Annotated in this window: 18 protein-coding genes; 8 read left to right on the forward strand and 10 right to left on the reverse strand. The window is 70.5% G+C overall.

Annotated features, from left to right (window positions below):
• Positions 1–22 precede the first annotated feature (22 nt).
• From RWQ91_RS05710 to RWQ91_RS05725, 4 genes are all read left to right on the forward strand, one after another.
• A complete protein-coding gene (locus RWQ91_RS05710; protein ID WP_314503451.1) occupies positions 23–1687 on the forward strand; it encodes a SulP family inorganic anion transporter in 1665 nt (554 codons plus the stop codon).
• Between the two features lie 106 nt (positions 1688–1793).
• Positions 1794–4001, forward strand: a complete 2208-nt coding sequence (locus RWQ91_RS05715; protein ID WP_314503454.1) for an AAA family ATPase — start codon at positions 1794–1796, stop codon at positions 3999–4001.
• 23 nt (positions 4002–4024) lie between these two features.
• Complete coding sequence (locus RWQ91_RS05720; protein WP_314503457.1) at positions 4025–4495, forward strand: hypothetical protein; 471 nt, start codon at positions 4025–4027, stop codon at positions 4493–4495.
• A gap of 2 nt (positions 4496–4497) precedes the next feature.
• A complete protein-coding gene (locus RWQ91_RS05725; RefSeq protein ID WP_314503459.1) occupies positions 4498–5328 on the forward strand; it encodes a UbiA family prenyltransferase in 831 nt (276 codons plus the stop codon).
• On the opposite strand, the gene RWQ91_RS05730 is transcribed toward RWQ91_RS05725, so the two are convergent.
• Genes RWQ91_RS05730 through RWQ91_RS05750 form a run of 5 tightly spaced genes read right to left on the reverse strand, consistent with a single transcriptional unit; the run spans position 5310 to position 11269 of the window.
• Positions 5310–6737, reverse strand: a complete 1428-nt coding sequence (locus RWQ91_RS05730; RefSeq protein ID WP_314503461.1) for a glucose-6-phosphate dehydrogenase — start codon at positions 6735–6737, stop codon at positions 5310–5312. The two genes, RWQ91_RS05725 and RWQ91_RS05730, sit on opposite strands and share 19 nt — an antisense overlap.
• Before the next feature lie 49 nt (positions 6738–6786).
• Positions 6787–7950, reverse strand: a complete 1164-nt coding sequence (locus RWQ91_RS05735; RefSeq protein WP_314503462.1) for an NAD(P)/FAD-dependent oxidoreductase — start codon at positions 7948–7950, stop codon at positions 6787–6789.
• The gene (locus tag RWQ91_RS05740) at positions 7943–8605 is read right to left on the reverse strand and encodes a methyltransferase domain-containing protein (protein ID WP_399546066.1); all 663 of its coding nucleotides are present in this window, start codon (positions 8603–8605) and stop codon (positions 7943–7945) included. Before RWQ91_RS05740 ends, RWQ91_RS05735 begins: the two co-directional genes overlap by 8 nt.
• A 47-nt stretch (positions 8606–8652) precedes the next feature.
• Positions 8653–9786 carry a type III polyketide synthase gene (locus RWQ91_RS05745; protein ID WP_314503464.1) on the reverse strand — a complete coding sequence of 378 codons (1134 nt, stop codon included), beginning with the start codon at positions 9784–9786 and terminating at the stop codon, positions 8653–8655.
• A 58-nt stretch (positions 9787–9844) separates the two neighbouring features.
• On the reverse strand, positions 9845–11269 hold the full coding sequence (locus RWQ91_RS05750) for an MFS transporter (RefSeq protein ID WP_314503467.1): 1425 nt from the start codon (positions 11267–11269) through the stop codon (positions 9845–9847).
• A 57-nt stretch (positions 11270–11326) separates the two neighbouring features.
• Here RWQ91_RS05750 and RWQ91_RS05755 point away from each other — a divergent pair, with 57 nt between their 5' ends.
• Both RWQ91_RS05755 and RWQ91_RS05760 read left to right on the forward strand, forming a co-directional pair.
• Positions 11327–11854: a winged helix-turn-helix domain-containing protein gene (locus RWQ91_RS05755; protein WP_314503469.1), complete on the forward strand. Its 528-nt coding sequence runs from the start codon at positions 11327–11329 to the stop codon at positions 11852–11854.
• A 78-nt stretch (positions 11855–11932) separates the two neighbouring features.
• Entirely contained in the window at positions 11933–12307 is a 375-nt protein-coding gene (locus tag RWQ91_RS05760) for a VOC family protein (RefSeq protein WP_314503470.1), read from the forward strand.
• A gap of 5 nt (positions 12308–12312) precedes the next feature.
• Here RWQ91_RS05760 and RWQ91_RS05765 read toward each other — a convergent pair whose 3' ends face one another.
• From RWQ91_RS05765 to RWQ91_RS05785, 5 genes are all read right to left on the reverse strand, one after another.
• Positions 12313–12894 carry a nitroreductase family protein gene (locus RWQ91_RS05765; protein ID WP_314503471.1) on the reverse strand — a complete coding sequence of 194 codons (582 nt, stop codon included), beginning with the start codon at positions 12892–12894 and terminating at the stop codon, positions 12313–12315.
• Positions 12895–12985: 91 nt separating this feature from the next.
• Positions 12986–14086: an ABC transporter permease gene (locus RWQ91_RS05770; protein ID WP_314503474.1), complete on the reverse strand. Its 1101-nt coding sequence runs from the start codon at positions 14084–14086 to the stop codon at positions 12986–12988.
• Positions 14083–14967: an ATP-binding cassette domain-containing protein gene (locus RWQ91_RS05775; RefSeq protein ID WP_314503475.1), complete on the reverse strand. Its 885-nt coding sequence runs from the start codon at positions 14965–14967 to the stop codon at positions 14083–14085. The genes RWQ91_RS05770 and RWQ91_RS05775 overlap by 4 nt, the downstream gene beginning before the upstream one ends.
• A 60-nt stretch (positions 14968–15027) precedes the next feature.
• Positions 15028–15675: a response regulator transcription factor gene (locus RWQ91_RS05780; protein WP_314503477.1), complete on the reverse strand. Its 648-nt coding sequence runs from the start codon at positions 15673–15675 to the stop codon at positions 15028–15030.
• Positions 15672–16946: a sensor histidine kinase gene (locus RWQ91_RS05785; protein ID WP_314503479.1), complete on the reverse strand. Its 1275-nt coding sequence runs from the start codon at positions 16944–16946 to the stop codon at positions 15672–15674. The genes RWQ91_RS05780 and RWQ91_RS05785 overlap by 4 nt, the downstream gene beginning before the upstream one ends.
• Positions 16947–17173: 227 nt before the next feature.
• On the opposite strand from RWQ91_RS05785, the gene RWQ91_RS05790 reads away from it, so the two are divergent.
• On the forward strand, positions 17174–18367 hold the full coding sequence (locus RWQ91_RS05790; protein WP_314503480.1) for a PIG-L family deacetylase: 1194 nt from the start codon (positions 17174–17176) through the stop codon (positions 18365–18367).
• A 96-nt stretch (positions 18368–18463) separates the two neighbouring features.
• On the forward strand, positions 18464–18901 hold the full coding sequence (locus tag RWQ91_RS05795; protein ID WP_314503482.1) for a VOC family protein: 438 nt from the start codon (positions 18464–18466) through the stop codon (positions 18899–18901).
• Position 18902 lies beyond the last annotated feature (1 nt).

Genomic DNA, 18902 nt, shown 5'->3' on the forward strand with positions numbered 1-18902 from the left:
GCGCGTTCGATAGCGTGTGAGCGTGCGCGCGGCCCTGCGGAGACTCTTCTCCCGGAAGACGATCGGCAAGGATGCCGTGTCGGGCGTCGTGCTGGGCATCGAGGCGGTGCCGGACGGGCTCGCGGCCGGTCTGCTGGCGGGCCTCAACCCCATCGCGGGCCTGTACGCGTACCTGTTCGGCATGGTCAGTGCGACGTTCTTCACCAGCAGCACGTTCATGGCAGTCCAGGCGACCGGGGCGATGGCCCTGATCGTGTCGGACAGCGACCTGCAGAGCCGTGCCGATCCCGATCGGGCGCTGTACACCCTGGCGATCATGACCGGCATCGTGATGATCATCGCGGGCCTGCTCGGGGGCGGGCGACTCGTGCGCTTCGTGCCCACGCCCGTGATGACCGGCTTCGTGACCGCCGTCGGGGTGAACATCATCCTCGGTCAGCTCTCGAACCTCACCGGCTACGCGTCGCTCGGCTCGAACCGCATCACGAAGCTGTTCGACCAGCTTTTGCACGCTTCGCTGTGGAGCATGGCGTCGGTCGGAGTGGGCCTGGTCGTGATCGCGCTCATCTACCTGTTCCGCCTCACGCCGGTGGGCTCGCTCGGGCTCGTGATCGCGGTGATCATCGGATCCGCGATGACGGCACTGCTCAATCTCTGGCTCTTCCTGCCGGTGCAGGTTCTCGGCGACATCGTCGATGTGCCCAGCGGGCTGCCCGCGCCGGTGCTGCCGGACTTCGACGACGTGGTGTTCCTGCTGATCCCCGCCTTCTCGCTCGCCTTCGTCGGCGTGGTGCAGGGGGCGGCGGTCTCGGCGGGACTGCCGACGGCGGATGGGAAGCCCGCCGACACGTCGCGCGATTTCGTCGGGCAGGGTGCCGGCAACATCGTCGCGGGGCTCTTCCAGGGGATGCCCGTCGGCGGGTCCATGTCGGGCTCCTCGCTCGTGGTCGCCGCCGGCGCGAAGACCCGGCTCGTGTTCTTCTTCGCCGGCGGGGTGATGGCGCTGCTGGTGCTGTTCGCCTCGGAGGTGGTCAGCTATGTCGCGATGCCGGCGCTGGCCGGTCTGCTGATCGTGATCGGGATCGGCACGATCAAGCCCAGCAGGGTGTGGTCGGTGGTCAAGAGCGGACCACTGCCGACCGCGATCATGGCCGTGACCTTCGGCCTGACCCTCGTGATCCCGCTGCAGTATGCGGTCCTGGTCGGCGTGGGGCTCGGCATCATCCTGTTCGTCGCGCAGCAGTCCAACCGGGTGCGCCTGCGACAGGTGCACGTCCTGGACGGCGGCCGCATGCGCGAGGGCGCGCCGCCGGCGGAGATCGGCCCTAACGAGGTCGTGGTCCTACAGCCCTACGGCAGCCTGTTCTTCGCGAGCGCGCCGATCTTCGCCCAGCAGCTGCCTGCGGTCGGCCGCGGCTCGCGGGGCGCGGTGGTGATCATCCGGCTGCGCGGCACCGATCAGATCGGCCTGTCGCTCATCGAGGTGCTCCGCCGCTACGCGCGGGATCTTCGCGCCGTGGATGCCGAGCTCAAGCTCGTGATCAGCGAGCAGCAGGTGCTCGATCAGGTCGTCGTCAGCGGCCTGGCCGACGAGCTCGGCCCGGGGAACGTCTACCGCGGCACCGAGTGGATCGGCGAGACGGTGCGGCGGGCGTACGCGGACGCGCTCGCCGAGCAGCGCCCCTGACGGCGGGGGACACCGGTCCGTTGCCGGGGAGCGAGGCCTCTGATAAACTTGAGTCAAGAAGGCTCAAGTTTGGACGCGAGCCGAAACCACAGATTTCAGGAGACGAATGAACGCCACGCAGCAGCCCGGACAGGAGGAGCAGCAGAGCGCCCTCGAGCAGTTCGGCATCAACCTCACCGACCGCGCCCGGCAGGGCAAGCTCGACCCGGTGATCGGGCGCGACAGCGAGATCCGCCGTGTCAGTCAGGTGCTGACCCGGCGCACCAAGAACAACCCCGTGCTGATCGGCGAGCCCGGCGTCGGCAAGACGGCCGTCGTCGAAGGACTCGCGCAGCGCATCGTCGCGGGCGACGTGGCCGAGAGCCTCAAGAACAAGGAGCTCATCACCCTCGACATCTCGGCCCTGGTCGCCGGTGCGATGTACCGCGGCCAGTTCGAAGAGCGGCTCAAGGCCGTCCTCAAGGAGATCACCGAGTCCGAGGGTCAGATCATCACGTTCATCGACGAGCTGCACGTGCTGATGGGCGCGGGCGGCGGCGAAGGCTCGGTGGCGGCATCCAACATGCTCAAGCCCATGCTCGCCCGGGGCGAACTGCGCCTGATCGGCGCGACCACGCTCAACGAGTACCGCCAATTCATCGAGAAGGATGCCGCGCTCGAGCGCCGCTTCCAGCAGGTTTACGTCGGAGAGCCGACGGTCGAGGACACCGTCGCGATCCTCCGCGGACTCAAGGAGCGCTACGAGGCCCACCACAAGGTGGCGATCGCGGATGCCGCGCTCGTAGCGGCGGCATCCCTCAGCAATCGCTACATCCCGAGCCGCCAGCTGCCCGACAAGGCGATCGATCTGATCGATGAGGCCGCGTCGCGCCTGCGCATGGAGATCGACTCGGCGCCGCTCGAGATCGACGAGCTGCGCCGGCACGTGGACCGGCTCAAGCTCGAAGAGCTCGCGCTCAAGAGGGAGAAGGACGCGGCATCCAAGGAGCGCCTCGCGACGCTGCGCGACACGCTCGCGCAGGAGCAGGCGCAGCTCGACGGCCTGCAGGAGCGGTGGGAGCGCGAGCGCGCGTCGCTCAACCGCGTGGGCGACCTGAAGACCCAGCTGGATGCCGCGCGCATGCAGGCCGAGCGCGCCCAGCGCGAGGGCAACCTCGAGAAGGCGTCTCGGCTGCTGTACGCCGAGATCCCGAGCCTGGAGCGCCAGCTCCTCGACGCCGAGCGCGAAGAGCCCGCGGGCGACCGCATGGTCAACGAGCAGGTCACCGACGAGGACATCGCCGCGGTCATCGCCGCGTGGACCGGCATCCCCGTCGGGCGTCTGCTGCAGGGCGAGACCGAGAAGCTCGTGCACCTGGAGAACGAGCTCGGCAAGCGCCTGATCGGGCAGAGGCAGGCCGTCAAGGCGGTCGCCGACGCGGTGCGCCGCTCGCGTGCGGGCATCAGCGACCCCGACCGTCCCACGGGCTCCTTCCTGTTCCTCGGCCCGACCGGCGTCGGCAAGACCGAGCTCGCGAAGGCCCTGGCGGAGTTCCTCTTCGACGACGAGCACGCCATGATCCGCATCGACATGTCCGAGTACGGCGAGAAGCACTCCGTCTCGCGCCTCGTCGGTGCCCCTCCCGGCTACATCGGGTACGAGCAGGGCGGCCAGCTGACGGAGGCGGTGCGACGCCGGCCCTACAGCGTCGTGCTTCTCGACGAGGTGGAGAAGGCCCACCCCGAGGTGTTCGACGTGCTGCTGCAGGTCATGGACGACGGCCGCCTGACCGACGGGCAGGGGCGCACGGTCGACTTCAAGAACGTGATCCTGATCCTCACCTCGAACCTCGGGTCGCCGATCCTGATCGACCCCACGCTGACGATCGAGCAGAAGCGGGATGCCGTGAACGGGCTGGTCCGCCAGGCGTTCAAGCCCGAGTTCGTCAACCGTCTGGATGACATCGTGATCTTCCAGGCGCTCACCCAGGACGACCTCGCCCAGATCGTCGAGCTCGCGGTGTTCGCGCTGCAGCGCCGGCTCAAGGACCGCAGGCTCACGCTCGCGGTCACCCCCGACGCCCGGGCGTGGCTCGCCGAGCGCGGTTACGATCCGGTGTTCGGTGCCCGGCCCCTGCGCCGGCTCATCCAGTCCGAGATCCAGGATCGCCTGGCGATGGCGATCCTCTCGGGCGGGGTGCGCGACGGCGACCTCGTGCGAGTGGACGCCGAAGCCTCCGGCTCGAGTCTGGTGCTCACCAGCAGCGGCCCGGCCGCCGCGCCCGAGTCCGCGGAGGATGACGACGTGATCGAGGCCGAGCTTCTGGAGGACTGAGCGGCAGACGGTACGGTCGGTGCATGCACATCGCACGCACCGGCCGTTTCGTCTTCGTCGCCCAATGGGTGGCCGCGGTGCTGCTGCCCGTGTTCTTCTTCCTCGGGCGCGGGCTCGTGGGCGCAGACCTGGGCTGGATGGCGATCGTCGGCATCGTCTACGGGCTGCTCGTGGTCGTCGTGCTGCTGCTGCCGCCGGTCATGACGCTCTTCGACCGCACGGTGCGCCGCGGCCGGGCGACCCGCTTCGGCTACGACATCTCGAGCTTCGTGCTGTGGGGCGCACTGGTGCTCGCGGCGGTCACCGTCCCGGATTCCGGCGACAGCGGGCATCTCGACTCCGCCCTGACCACGTGGACCGGGGGAGCTGTCACCTACGAGACCTCCCAGGCGGTCTTCACGGTCGCCGCGACCGTGACCGGACTCGCCTATCTGGCGGCTCTCGTCTTCGCCATCATCGGCATCGCGCGCTGGCGACGCCCGTTCGACGCCTGACCGTGAGAGTCCTCGGCGCCCTCTGGCGCTCGTCGCACCCGGGACCCAGCGTGGTGGTGACGCTGGTCGCGGTCACGCTCGGCATCGCCATCGGGCTGGAGCCGTGGCGTCTGGCCGTGCTCGGGCTCGCCATCCTGCTCGGTCAGCTCTCGGTCGGCATCTCCAACGATGCGATCGACGCCGCCCGCGACACCGCGACCGGCCGTACCGACAAGCCGATCGCACGCGGAGATGTGTCGCTGCGCGTCGCGTGGGTCGCGGCATCCCTCGCCCTCGCCCTCGCCCTTGTCCTCTCGGCTGCGCTCGGCTGGCGAATGGCCCTCGCGCACCTGGTCGCGCTCGGCTCGGCGTTGTCGTACAACGCCGGACTCAAATCCACGCCCGTCTCGGTGCTGCCGTTCATGGTCAGCTTCGGACTGCTGCCCTCGCTCGTGACCCTGTCGGCCGAGCCGCCGAGCGTGGCGGCCGGCTGGGCATGGGTCGCCGGTGCGGCGCTCGGCGTGGCGATACACCTGACGAATGTCCTGCCCGACCTCGAAGACGACGCGCAGACGGGCGTCCGCGGACTGCCGCACCGGCTGGGGCGGCGGGTGTCCGCGGTGCTGGCGGCCGCGGCACTCGTCGTGGGCGCGATCGCGGTGCTGATCGGACCGGATGCCGGCATCTCGGTGGGGGCCGGCGTCGCGTTCGCGGGAGTCGTGCTGATCGCGATCGCCGGCCTCGTGCTCGCCCTCGTGCGTCCGCCGGGGCGGTGGGTGTTCCGGCTCGTGATGCTCGCGGCGCTGCTGCTGTGCGTGCAGCTGGCCGCCACGGGTCAGGCGCTGGCCGCCTGAGACCCCGCAGGCTCGGCGCCCTCAGCGGCAACGGGCCCGTCGTCGTCCAGGGCCGGCCACGACGCAGGCCCGGTGGAGCCGGCGGGATACTCGTCGAGCGGCACGGAGCCGCTGCGCCACGCATCCAGTGCCGGCTGCACGATGCGCCAGCATTCCTCGGCCGCATCGGCACGCACCGAGAGCGTCGCGTCGCCGTCCAGGACGCCGGAGAGCACTTCGCCGTACGCCTTCAGCGCCCCCTCGCCCAGCTCCGCGGTCATCACGGCCTTCTCGAGCTGGAACGGATCGTCCGCGCCGTTCATGTTGAGTTCGAGCGACATGCGGTCGGGGCCCAGCGTGAACCGCAGCACCGACCCGGGCGCCTCTCCCGCGAAGCCCGCGGGCACATGGCGGACCGCGCGGAACCGCACCACGATCTCGGCGTCCCGCGCGGTCAGGGCCTTGCCCGAGCGCAGCGTGAACGGAACTCCCTTCCAGCGGGCGGTGCGCACTTCGCAGGTCAGCTCGGCCAGCGTCTCGGTGTGCCGGCTGGGGTCGACGCCGTCCTCCTCCACGTACGAGGGCACGTCTTCGCCGGCTACGGTGCCTGCCGTGTACACGGCCCGTCGCGACGAGCGCACCGGATCGTCCTGCCACAGGGCCGTGGCACGCAGCGCGGCCGAGGTCGCCGCCCGCAGGTCGACCTCGTCGAGCGAGGCGGGCGGTTCCATCGCCACGAACGCGAGCACCTGCAGCAGGTGGCTCTGGATCATGTCCACGAGCGCGCCGGCGCGGTCGTAGTATCCCGCGCGGCCCTCGAGCGCCAGCATCTCGTCGTAGCGGATCACGACGGACTCGATGTCCTCCGCCGACCAGACGGCTTCAAGCACCCGGTTGGCGAACCGCACGCCGAGGAGGTTGAGCACGGTCGAGCGGCCGAGGAAGTGATCGACCCGGTACACCTGATTCTCGGGGACGAGGCCGAGCAGGGTGGCGTTGAGCTCCCGGGCGCTGGCCTCGTCGACGCCGAACGGCTTCTCGAGGGCCAGCACGGTGCCCTCCGGCAGGGGGATGCCGGCAAGCGCCTCGCAGGCACGGGCGGCGATCGCGGGCGGGACGGCGAAGTACAGCGCGAGGCGGCCCGGAATGTCGGCGATCAGCCGCCGCAGGTCATCCGGATTCGTGATGTCCGCCTGCTGGTAGCTCGTTGAGACGATGACTTCGCTGCCGCTGTCCGCGCCCACCGTGGCGAAGGCCTTCGTGACGACCTCGCGCCACCGCTCGTCGTCCCAGTCGTCCATGCCGGCGCCGCGCAGGTGGACGCGCCGCCACGGCTCTCGCGCGAGCAGCTGGCCGAGGGCGGGCAGCAGCAGGCGCGAGGAAAGATCCCCCGAGCCGCCGAGGATCAGAAGCGTGGTCTCGTCGGGCATGCGTCCACGATAGCCGCGCGCCTGTGCGGCGTCTGCGGCGTCCGCGGCGTCAGGCACCGGCATCCAGGCCCATCGAGTACGCCCACGCGAAGCCGCGCCCGAAGGGGGGAGTCAGCATCACTGTCACGAGCATCCGCCGTGCCAGATCGGCTGCGCCCGAACGCGGCCGGCCGAGCACGGTGTTCACGGCGGCGAGCCGGCCCGCGCGGACGGCGGAGCGGATCCGCCGGCGCTCCCAGGCGGCGAGTTCGGGCTCCGGAGCGGCCCCCTCATGCACCCAGCGTGTCAGCAGGGGTGCCAGACCGACCGCGTCGAGCAGTCCCAGGTTCATGCCCTGCCCGCCGATCGGGCTCACCTCGTGCGCCGCGTCGCCGATGACGAAGAGTCGCCCGCGCCGCAGCCGGGGGGCGCAGACGCGGCGGATGCCGAACGCGGTCGCGGTCTGGACCGCGTCGGCGACGGATGCCTCGCCTCGGGCGCGCAGCGCCGATCGAAGTCGTTGGACGCGCACGTCCGGCAGGTCCACGGCGGGGTCCGCCGCGGCATCCCACGCGACGACCCGCCGCATCGATCCCGGCAGAGGGAAGGACTCGAGCACGCCGCCCGGCGCGAGGTTCACCACAGCGCTGTCGGCATGCGGGCGATCGGGCACCGGGATGTCCGACATCAGGTACCGGTCGGCATAGCTCCTGGTCGGTACGCGGCCCTCGCGATAGGCCAGAGCGCGGGAGGTCCATCCGCCCGCGAGCACAACGATCGGCGCGCTCACGCGGTTGATCGCACCGTCGTCGGCGCCGCCCTGGCGGACCGTCTCCAGCTCCACCCGATCGCGACGGGGCCGGACGGCGGTGACCTCGACACCGCGATCGGGCACGGGCGACACCTGGGCGAGCACGGCCTCGGTCTGAGCCTGGGGAAGCGTGGCGACGAAGGGGAACCGGGCCGAGAGCCGGTCGAAGCGCACCACGCCGAGCACGTGCTCGCCCGATCGGGCGAGCCCCCGCGGCACGCGCTGCGCGCCGTCGAGCAGCCGCTCGGTGAGGCCCGACTCCTCGAGCGCCGCCAGGACCGGCGCGTGCAGCCCGATCGCGCGGGTGCCGCCCCCGGCGGTCGGGCGTCGTTCGAGCACCCGCGCGTCGACGCCGCGGCGCTGCAGCTCGGCGGCCAGGAGCGCCCCGACCGGCCCGGCACCCACCACGACGACATCAGTCATCGGCGGTGCCCGAGGCGACGGCCAGCACCCGGAAGGGCACGGGCCGTGTCACATGCCATCCGGCGCCGAGCGTCGCGCCCAGCTCGTCCCGCCGATAGCTGCGGCGGATGGAACGCAGTCCGTCCGTCCGCAGGAACGTTCCCGGCGCGAACGGGGTGATCCCGACCGCATAGAGGCCGTAGGCGAGGTGCCCGCGCTCGATGTCGCCGTGCAGCACCCGCCCGCGCGAGAGCCGCCGGGACTCCGCGGCGAACCGGGTGAGGTCGTCGGGGCTCAGGTGGTGCAGCACGTGATTGGACACGACCAGGTCGAAGGTCTCCCCGTCCGCGAGCAGCGACGTGCTGTCGGTGCAGGCGAAGCGCACGCTCGCCGGCTTCGCCCGGGCATCGGCGACCTCGATCGCCCGGGGGTCGGGGTCCGCCCCGAGCCACTCGATGCGCAGGTCATCGCGCTGCGCCCGGCGGGCCAGGTTCACGACCACGTCGCCGCCGCCGCAGCCCAGATCCAGCACGCGGGCCGGGCGTCCGAGCGAGGCGAGATGCGGACGCACGTGCCGGCGATACACGGTGCCCCACCCCGAGACCAGCCGGTTGATCGTGTCGAAGCGGCGCAGCGTCGCGCGCAGCTGATCGGGGTCGCACGCCGGGTCGTCCATCAGCTCCCGCAGCGCGATGTCGCGCTCCGCGAGGCTGACCCTGCCGCTCACCCGGCGACTGCCAGGTGCCGGTCGCGGTCAGGGGTGGACGCGACGGCCGCGGCGCGCTTGGTCAGCAGCGCGGACTCGACGGTCAGACCCGGCCCGAACGCGAGGCCCGCGATGCTCGCGTCCGGCGCGACGCCCTCGTCGTGCAGGATGTCGCGCAGGATGAACATCACGGTGGCGCTGGACATGTTGCCGTAGTCGCGCAGGACGGCACGCGAGGATGCGAGAGCGTCGGTCGGGAGTTCGAGACCGGCCTGCACGCGATCGAGGATGCTGCGCCCGCCCGGGTGCACGGCCCACACCGTCGGCACGTCACTCCCGAGGAAGCGGTCCACCGCACCACGGATCTCGCGTCCGATGATGCGGGGCACCTCGCCCGTGAGCACCATCTCGAAGCCGTCGTCCCCGATCGTCCACGCCATGTCCTTCTCGCCCTGGCTGGTCAGGGTCGTGGCGAAGCGCTCGAGGTCCAGGCCCGGCCGGTCGCCCGCGTCCGCCGTGATGATCGCCGCGGCCGACCCGTCGGCGAAGACCGAGGACGAGACGATCTGGTCGGGTGAGCTGCTCGGGCGCACGTGGAGGCTGCACAGCTCGGTGCACACCACGAGCACGACGGCATCGGGCTGCGCGGCGCAGAACCGCTCGGCTGCACGCAGCGCGGGGAATGCGGCCGCGCAGCCGATGAAGCCCAGATGGTACCGCTCGGTCGCATCCGAGAGCCCGAGGTCGCGGACGATCCGGAAGTCCGGACCGGGCGCGAAGCAGCCGGTGCACGAGGCGGTGACGACGTGCGTGATGCGGGATGCCGGCATCCCCGCCTCCTCGAGCGCCGCCTGCGCCGCTTGGCGGGAGAGCTCGGGCGCGTGGCGGATGTACTCGGCATTGCGCAGCGCGGTTCCCGGAGCCCGCAGCGCGCCGTGGGCGTCGACGAAGATGCCCTCAGCGCCGCCGCCGCCGAGCTCGGTCAGCACGGTGTGACGTCGCTGGATCTGCGCGGCGTCGAAAGTCGCGCGAATCAGTCGCTGAGTGAGACGGTCGGTGCCCGGCTGTGCGGCGAAGAAGTCGCGGATGCCGTCCTGAGTGATCGTCGTCGGCGGTGTCGCGGTGCCGATCGACAGGATGCGTGCGGTCATGCTTCACGATAAGCCGCGCGGGCCGGTTCCCGGCACGGGATTGCGCATTCCGGATTCGTCAGTCAGCCGCGCCCGAGTGCTCCGTCGCGCGCGCGCCTGCGTCCGTGTCGGCGTCGGGCAGATCCCGCATGTTCCAGAAGGGACCGATGATGATGAACAGCCCGGCGAACAGCTCGAGGACCGCTGCGATCCACAGGGTCGGGACGACGCCGATCCAGGTGCCGAGTGCACCCGCGATGAGCGCGGCGATCGGCATGACGCCCCAGACGCAGAAGCGAATCGACGCGTTCATGCGCCCGAGCAGCCGCGGTGGCGTGATGCGCTGACGGAACGTCACCTGCGTGATGTTGTAGAGCAGCACGGTGAAGCTCGTCAGGAACGACTGCACGACCAGGAACGGGAACGCGATGGACGGCACGAGCGTCGCGACCGGCAGCAGGAGCGGCGCCACGCTGAAGCCGATGACGCTGATCGGCAGGGTGCGCGCCTCGCCGAAACGCTTGACGATCCGGGGCGTGGCGATCGCGCCGAGGAGCCCGCCGACCGCACCGAGCGAGAAGACGATGCCCATCTGCGCCGGGGTGAACTCGAGGATGCGCAGCAGGTAGATCGGCAGCAGGGTGAAGGAGAGGGTGCTGAACAGATTGGCGAAACCGGTGGTGGCCACGATCCGCCGCAGCAGCGGGTTGCCGAAGACCCAGCGCAGGCCCTCGCCGATCTCGGTGAGGATGGGCTGGTGGTCCTCCGGCGCGCGGCGTACTTCGTGGTCGCGCGTGAAGATGAGCGCCACCAACGACACCACGTACGTGCCGACCGTCACCACGATCGCCAGGGGAGCGGTGATCGCCCCGATCAGCCAGCCGCCGACGGCGGGGCCGGTGAGCCCGGCGATCTGCTGGGTCGACTCGAGCTTTCCGTTGGCCTCGGCGATCTGGCGGGAGCGCACGAGCGAGGGGATCAGGCTCTGATAGGACACGTCGAAGAACACCGTCGCGACGCCCATGATCAGCGAGACCGCGACCAGATGCCAGATCTGCAGCATCCCGAGCATCCACAGCAGCGGCACCGTGCCGAGCGCGACCGCCCGCACTGCGTCGGCCCAGATCATCACGTGACGCTTGCGCATGCGGTCGATCCAGGCGCCGGCCGGGAGGCCGACGATGAGGAACGCCGCGACGTTCGCGGCGGTCAGCACGCCGACCTCGAACTCCGACGCGTTCAGCAGCAGCACCGCCAGCACGGGCACGGCCAGCTCGGTGATCTGCGCGCCGAACTGGCTGAAAGCCTGCCCGCTCCACATCGTGAGGAAGTTGCGGTCGCGCCAGAGCGAGCCGGAGGGCGCCGGCTGCTCTGCGGAGTCCCCGCGGGCGAGATCCTGGTCGGCCTCGACCGCATCGTCGGCGCCCGCGCGCGAGGCCGGGGTCGAGGACTCGGCGCGTGCCTCGGCCAGGATCTCGGCATCCAGGTCGTCTGATTGGGACATGTCAATCAGTGTGCGCGACCGATTGAGAGTTGTCAATCAGTCGGCTAGCATCGGGGTATGCCCGAGGAGCGGATCGCCGTCGAAGCGGACGATCCCGCCGCCCAGGCGCGTATCCGCGCTCTCGGTTCGCCGACCCGGCTGCGCATTCTGCGGCTGTGCGCGTTCGAGTCGCGCACCAATAAGGAACTCGCCGAGCTGCTGGATCTGAACCCGGGCACGATGCTGCATCACGTGCGCACTCTCGTGCAGACCGGGTTCCTCGTCGCCGAGCCCGACCGCGCCGGGGCACAGGGCTCGCGCGAAGTGCCCTATCGGGCGACCGGGCTGTCGTGGCGCTCGCCGCTGCCCGGCGGGTCGCTCGTCATGGTCGAGACGTTCCTGCAGCAGATCGCGGGCCTGCCGCCCGATGACGTGAACACGACGTGGCTGGGCCTGAAGCTCACGGACGAGCACCGGGATGAGCTGGAGCGGCGCATGTTCGAACTCGCACAGGAGTTCAAGGAGCGGGGTCCGGATGCCGAGGGCAAGCCGTACTCGCTGTTCACGGCGCTGCATCCGGACCTCAACCCGCCGGCCGCGCGCTGAGCCGACGGCCTGAGCCCTGGACACGGCGCGATCGCAGGGCGGATGCTGTAACCCACCGCCCTGCGATCAGGAGAGAACATGCTGGAGAACTCGGCCGCGTTCAGCGGCTTCGCCGTGGACGACATCGACGCGGCTCGCGCCTTCTATGCCGGGACGCTCGGCCTGCAGGTCGAGCTGAACGAGATGGGCATCCTCGACATCACGCTCGGCTCGGGCGCGCACGTCATCGCCTACCCCAAACCCGATCATGAGCCCGCGGGCTTCACGATCCTGAACTTCCCGGTGGGAGACGTCGAGGCCGCGGTCGACGAGCTGAATGCCAAGGGCGTGGTCACCAAGCTGTACGAGGGCGAGTACGGCGGCGACGAGAAGGGAATCTCCCGGGGGTACGGCCCGGAGATCGCGTGGTTCCGCGATCCCGCGGGCAACGTCCTCGCCGTTCTCAGCGGCTGAGGGGGCTAGGCGCTCAGCAACACGGACTCCTCGAGACTCCGGCGCTCGCGCGGCGCGTTCTCGCGCGCCTGCAGCTCGGGCGAGGCCTCGCGGATGTCGCCGAGCGAGCCCACCGCCATGACCGTGACCGGGGTGAACTCCGCGCTCAGGCCGAAGGCGGCGGTGATCGCGTCGCGGTCGAAGCCGCCCATCTGGTGAGTGGACAGGCCGTCGGCGTGCGCCTGCACGGTGAAGTGCGCCGCGACCTGGCCGGTGTCGTACAGGGCCCACGTCATCGGCTTGCCGTCGCGGACGGTCTCGGCGACGAACACGACAAGGACGGCGGCATCGCCCGCCCACGCGCTGTTGAAGCCTGCGAGGGCGGAGACGATCTGGGCGTGCGCGTCCGTGCCGCGGCGGGCGACGATCAGGCGCCACGGCTGCGTGTTCGCGGCGGTCGGAGCCCACCGCGCCGCTTCGAGCGCGCTTGCCAGGGCGTCCTCGTCGATCGCGGTGTTCGCGTCGAAGATGCGCGTGCTCCAGCGCTCGGTGAGAACGTCGAGGATGGGGGAATCGGTGGCCGCGCGGCGGTCGGTGAGTGTGCTCACGGGTACTCCTGACAGAGGTTCTGGATGGCAGGGACTCCGTCGGCCCACCCGGTACAACCTCATTCGCGTGAATAAATTCCACGCTCCTCGATCAGCCGCGCAGTGCCTCGCTGAGCTTGACGCGGGCGCCCATCCGCAGCAGCGAGTTGCGGTAGATGGTCGCGCCGACGAGGATCGCCGCCACGCACGTGGCGATCAGGATCGCGAGCGAGATGAGCGGCTCCCACCACTGCGCCTCACCCAGGAACAGCCGCATCGGCATCCCCACGGGTGCCGAGAACGGCACGTACGACATGATCGTCAGCACCACCGGGTTGTCGTTGAAGAAGATCACCAGGAAGTACGGCGCCATCACCAGGATCGTGATCGGGAACGTCGTGGAGCCGATGTCCTCCTGCCGCGAGACCATCGCGCCCGCGGCGGCGAACAGAGCCGCCAGCAGGACGAACCCGAACAGGAAGAAGACGGCGAACCACAGGATCGGCGCGCCGAGCAGCCCCAGCAGCTGCGTCTGCCCGATGACCGTGAGCCCGACGATCGCGATCGCGGCGAGCACCAGGATCTGGGCCACGGCCAGGACGGTGTTGCCCAGGACCTTGCCGGCGAGCAGGGTGCGGGCGCGGATCGCCGAGATCAGGATCTCCACCACCCTGGTCTGCTTCTCCTCCACGACGCTCGACGCGATCGTGGAGCCGAAGAGGCTGGCGGCGAGGAGGAACACGATGCCGAAGCCGATCGCGACGAAGTACCTGACCGCCTCATCGGTCTGCGCGGGCTCGAGGATCTCGACCTGCGGCACTTCGGCGAACCGGAGCATGAGCGAGGTCGGCGCCGACGATTCGGCCACGATCGTGAATCCGAAGGGGTCGGCGGCGGGATCGCCGACGATCGCGGCGTCCACCTCGCCGTCCGAGACCAGCTTCTCGGCGGCAGCACGGTCGGGCACCTCGGTGACCTTCAGGCCGTCCGTCGTCGGCAGCAGGGGCACAGCGTCGGCGGTCACGGCGATCGGCGTGTCCGACTGGTTCTGCGCGGCCAGACCGCCGATGACGAGACCGGCCAGAGCGCCCAGGAACAGGATGACCGTGGAGATGACGAAGGCCTTGCTGCGCAGCTTCGATCCGATTTCGCGCTCGGCGACGAGCCAGACGGCGGCTGCTTCGCGGGGGGCCGCGGGACGGACGGTGCTCATCGGATGACCTCCCGGAAGATCTGGGCGAGCGATGGATGCTGGGGGGCGAAGCTTCCGACATCGCCGCGGGCGACCGCCTCGCGGAGGACGCGCTGAGCGGTCTGCTCGGAGTCGACGTCGAACACGGCGTACCCGCCCTCGAAATCGAGGATCTGCACGCCGGTCTCGCCGCGAAGCCATCCGGCGTCGCCGGCCGAGACCAGCTCGTAGCGCTTCGTGGAGTGCTGGGCGCGCAGGCTCTCGCGGTCCCCCGCCGCGCGGATCGTTCCCCCGGCGATGATCACGAGGTCGTCGCAGAGCCGCTCGACCAAATCCAGTTGGTGCGAGGAGAACAGCACGGCCGTGCCGGCCGCCGCGCGCTCCTGCAGCACCGCGGCCACGGCGTCGACCGCGATCGGGTCCAGGCCCGAGAAGGGCTCGTCGAGGATCAGCACGTCGGGGTCGTGCACGAGCGCGGCGGCGATCTGCGCACGCTGCTGGTTGCCCAGCGACAGCGTCTCGACGTTGTCGCCCAACCGCTCACCCAGCCCGAGTCGCTCCAGCAGCGCCGTGGCGGCATCCGTCGCGGCGGGCCGGGAGTAGCCGTGCAGCCGGGCGAGGTACACGATCTGCTCGAGGACCTTCATCTTGGGGTAGAGGCCGCGCTCCTCGGGCATGTAGCCGAAGCGTCGGCGGTCATCCACGCCGAGGGCGGCGCCGTCGAGCGTGACCGTGCCACCGTCGGCGGCGAGCACCCCCAGCACGATGCGCATCGTGGTCGTCTTGCCTGCGCCGTTGCCCCCGACGAAGCCCGTCAGGCGGCCGGGCAGCACATCGAAGCCCACGTCCGTGAGCACGCGGTGCGTGCCGTAGCTCTTGTCGAGGTTTCGCAGTTGCAGCATGCCTCCACGCTACGGATGCGGTGCGGCAGCGGCATCCCCCGCGCGACGGAGTTCCCGCGGTCAGGCCAGCCCGTGCTGGTGCGCGAGCACCGCGGCGTGCACCCTGTCGCGTGCCCCGAGCTTCTGCAGCAGATTCGAAACGTGCGTCTTGACGGTCGCCTCGCCGATGAACAGCTCGCGGGCGATCTCGCCGTTGCTGCGCGCCTGCGCGACGAGGCGCAGCACTTCGGCCTCGCGCTCGGTGAGCGACTCCGCGGGAGCCCACGAGCGAGGGATAGGAGCCGACCCGGCGGCGAAGCGGCCGATGACGCGCCGGGTGACCTCCGGAGCGAGCAGCGCGTCGCCGGCCGCGACCACTCGGACCGCCGCGATCAGCTCGTCGGCCCCCGCGTTCTTCAGCAGGAAGCCGCTCGCGCCGGCGTCCAGGGCGGCGAAGAGGTACTCGTCGCGGTCGAAGGTCGTCACCACGATGACGGCCGAATCGATCGCCGGGTCGGCGACGATGCGGCGGGTCGCCTCCAGGCCGTCCATGACCGGCATCTGCACGTCCATGCAGATGACGTCGGGGCGCAGGGCGGATGCCGCGGCCACGGCGTCCTCACCGTTCGTGGCCTCGCCCGCCACCGAGATGTCGCCGGCGGCCTCGAGGATCGCGCGGAAGCCTGCCCGCATGAGGGCGTGGTCATCGACCAGGAGCACACGGATCATCGGGCGGCGGTGGCCAGGGTGGGTTCCAGCGGGACGGCGACACGGACGCGGAAGCCGCCGCGCTCGCGCGGGCCGATCTCGATCGAGCCGCCGGATGCCGCTGCGCGTTCGCGCATTCCGAGCTGCCCGAGCCCCGGTCGCGCGTCGGCCGAGCGACGGCCGGTGTTGACGATCTCGAGTTCCACGAGGCGGTCCTCGGTCCAGCGCAGGCGCACCTCGGCTCTCGCCCCGGCGCCGCCGTGGCGGCGGGCGTTGGTGAGCGCCTCCTGAGCGATGCGGTACAGGTTCACCTGCGTCACCTGCGGAACCGGCACCGGGTCGCCGACGACCGTGAAGACGGTGGGCAGCCCCGCGGCATCGGACGCCGCCACCAGCGTCGGGAGCGCGTCGATCCCGACGGTCGATGGCGCCGCGTCATCGGAGGCGCCCGGCGTGCGCAGCGTGTCCAGCAGCCGGTGCAGCTCGTCGATCGCTTCCCGGGCCGACTGCTCGATGCCGCCCAGCAGGCTGCGGCTGCCCTCGAGATCGGAGTCGAGCATGACGCGCGCTGCTCCCGCCTGCACGCCCATCACCGACACGTGGTGCGCGACCACGTCGTGCAGCTCCCGGGCGATCCGCACGCGGTCGAGGGCGACGGCCTGGGCCGCCGTCACCTCGCGCTCCCGCTCGAGTTCGGCGGTGCGCTGCTCGAGGGCCGTCCGCTGCACGGCGGAGGACCAGGCCCGCTCGCCGAAGTAGTACGCCCCGCCGAAGTAGAGGGCGTTGACGAGGATCCCGAGCAGCACCTGCGCCACGAACGGCGAGAACGCCCCCGCGATGACATCGGCGTCCTCGGCGTTGGTGATGGCGTCGCGGTACATGACGATGAGCAGCCACGCGAACATGCCCACGATGATCGCGACGCGCACGATGACCGCTCGGCGTCGATCCGCCGACCATGCCCCCACGGTGTACAGCGCGATGAACATCGCGATGTTGCCCACGTAGACCTCGGGGATGTGCAGCGTGACGGCTGCGAAGTAGGCCAGGGAGATGACGACCGCCACGGTCGCCGGCCAGCGCCGGCGCACCGCCAGCGGCGCCGCCAGCAGCACCGCGTAGACGAGCGCGAGCTGCATCGAGCCCTGCTCTTCTCCGTAGATGCCCGCGATCGCGCTGAGCGTCGCGCTGAGGATGGCGCCGACGAGGATCACCGCCGCCAGGACGAGGTCTGCGCGCAGATCCCGGGGGGTCGGCGCGGCTCGGGTCAGGGGAGGATCGACGGATGCCACGCCTCCACGCTACGGCGGAGTCGTGGCGGCCGGCATCCCCCGCACGACGGAGCGCGTCGGCCGGCGTTCGGGTTTTCCCAGGCCTGCGCGTTAGTGTGAGAGCGGGGGACTCCGCCGCATGAAGCATGGGGATGCGTGGCGGGGTATCGGCATCGGATTTCGTGCGTCTTGGGGGCGTAGTGGTTCGCGTGGGTGTGAAGCGGGTTGCGGCGTGCGCCTCTGTGGCGATGCTGCTCGCCGTTGTGGGCTGCGCGCCCGACGGCCGCGCAGGAGCAGTCCCGACGACGTCCACGAGTGCCGCCGCGACCGCGACCCCCACACCGACGCCCACACCCACGGAGGCGCCCCCGCCGGCGCGGAACAATCTCACGGGGGAGCAGATCCTCTCGATGGCTGCGGCATGCGGTGGGCTGACCGCCGCTGACCCGGCAGCTCCCGGAGTTCCCCTGCGGGATGTGTCGCAGTGGGCTGCCGATGCCCTGATGTTCTACGCCTCCACCGCCGACTGCGCAGAGATCCCGGTGGTGGTCGCACGAGACGCGTCGCACGTCGACCCGGACGGCACGGTCTTCGCCTCACCGCTGCAGCTGCTCGAGCCGATCTGCGAGGCCGGAACCGTGGTGTCGTTCTGGGCCCACTACGACGACGACCTCATCTTCGCCAACCCGGCTCTGCAGGATGCGTTCGACGAGGGCAAGTGCCTGCGCACGTTCTTCTTCACCGAGTCCGACGCCGGCGAGGGCAACTCGTCGTACGCCGAGAACCGCGAGGTCGGCATCCGCGCCGCCTACGACCGGGTCCGCGGCCAGTCGGGTCCGTGGGTGGATCGGTCGGTCCTGCTGCGCGACGGAGTGACCGTCACCCTCACCCGCCCCGAGAACGACGGTCGGATCTCCCTGCTGATGCTGCGGCTCCCGGACGGCGGAGTGAGCGGCGGGGGGTACCGCGGCACGGGCAGCGAGAGCCTCCCGAAGCTGATATCGGGTGACCTGCCCGCGCTGCACACGCTGGACACCGAGCAGGCGGTCACCTTGGAGCAGCTGCAGAACACCGTGGCCGAAGTGGTCGCCGGGTACCATGCCACACAGGTTCTGGGGCCTTTGCCGGGCTTCGCCACCGGCTCGAGCGGCGATCACCCCGACCATCGCGCGGTGGGCAGGATCCTCGCAGCCCCGGTCGACGCCGGTCTGGTCGACCCCGCCATCGTGATGTACGCGATGGGGTACCCGAGCGCCAAGATGGCGGCGAACCTCTCCGGCGGCGTGCTCGCTCGCAAGAGCGGCACATTCGCCCTCTACGCGTCGCACGACCCCGTGATCAGCTGCAGGGAAGCTGCCGCGTGCCTGAAGGTCAATCGCTTCGGCGACTGGCTGCAGCGGCAGTACCTCTATCCGCACGCCGAGCTCGAGCGGAACGAGTAGTTGCTTGCTATTGACAAGCTTGCTTGTTTTTTGCAACCATGACGGGAGACCCCTCACCGGCCGCGGTGCCGGGGCTCCATCGATGAGGAGAAAGTCATGACGAGCATCTTCGTGAATGTGCCCACCACGGACCTGGAGCGCTCGAAGGCGTTCTACACCGCACTCGGCGCCGGCATCAACCCGCTGTTCACCGACGAGAACGCCGCGTGCATGGTGTGGGACGACAACGTCTACTTCATGGTGCTCACCAAGGAGTACTTCGCGACCTTCACCGACAAGCAGATCGTCGACCCCAGGACGCACGCCCAGACCAGCATCGGACTCAGTCGCGACTCGCGCGACGAGGTCGACGCGGTCATGGCTGCCGGGCTGGCGAACGGCGGCACCGAGCCGAAGCCGGCACAGGACTACGGCTTCATGTACAGCCGCGACCTCGAGGACCCGGACGGCAACATCCTCGGGTTCCTCTACATGGATCCCCAGGCGGCGGAGCAGGGTCCCGATGCCTACATGGCCGAGCATTCCCAGGCGTAGG

Origin of the sequence: uncultured Microbacterium sp., assembly GCF_963524805.1 — a bacterium.
In the GTDB taxonomy this organism is placed as follows: domain Bacteria; phylum Actinomycetota; class Actinomycetes; order Actinomycetales; family Microbacteriaceae; genus Microbacterium.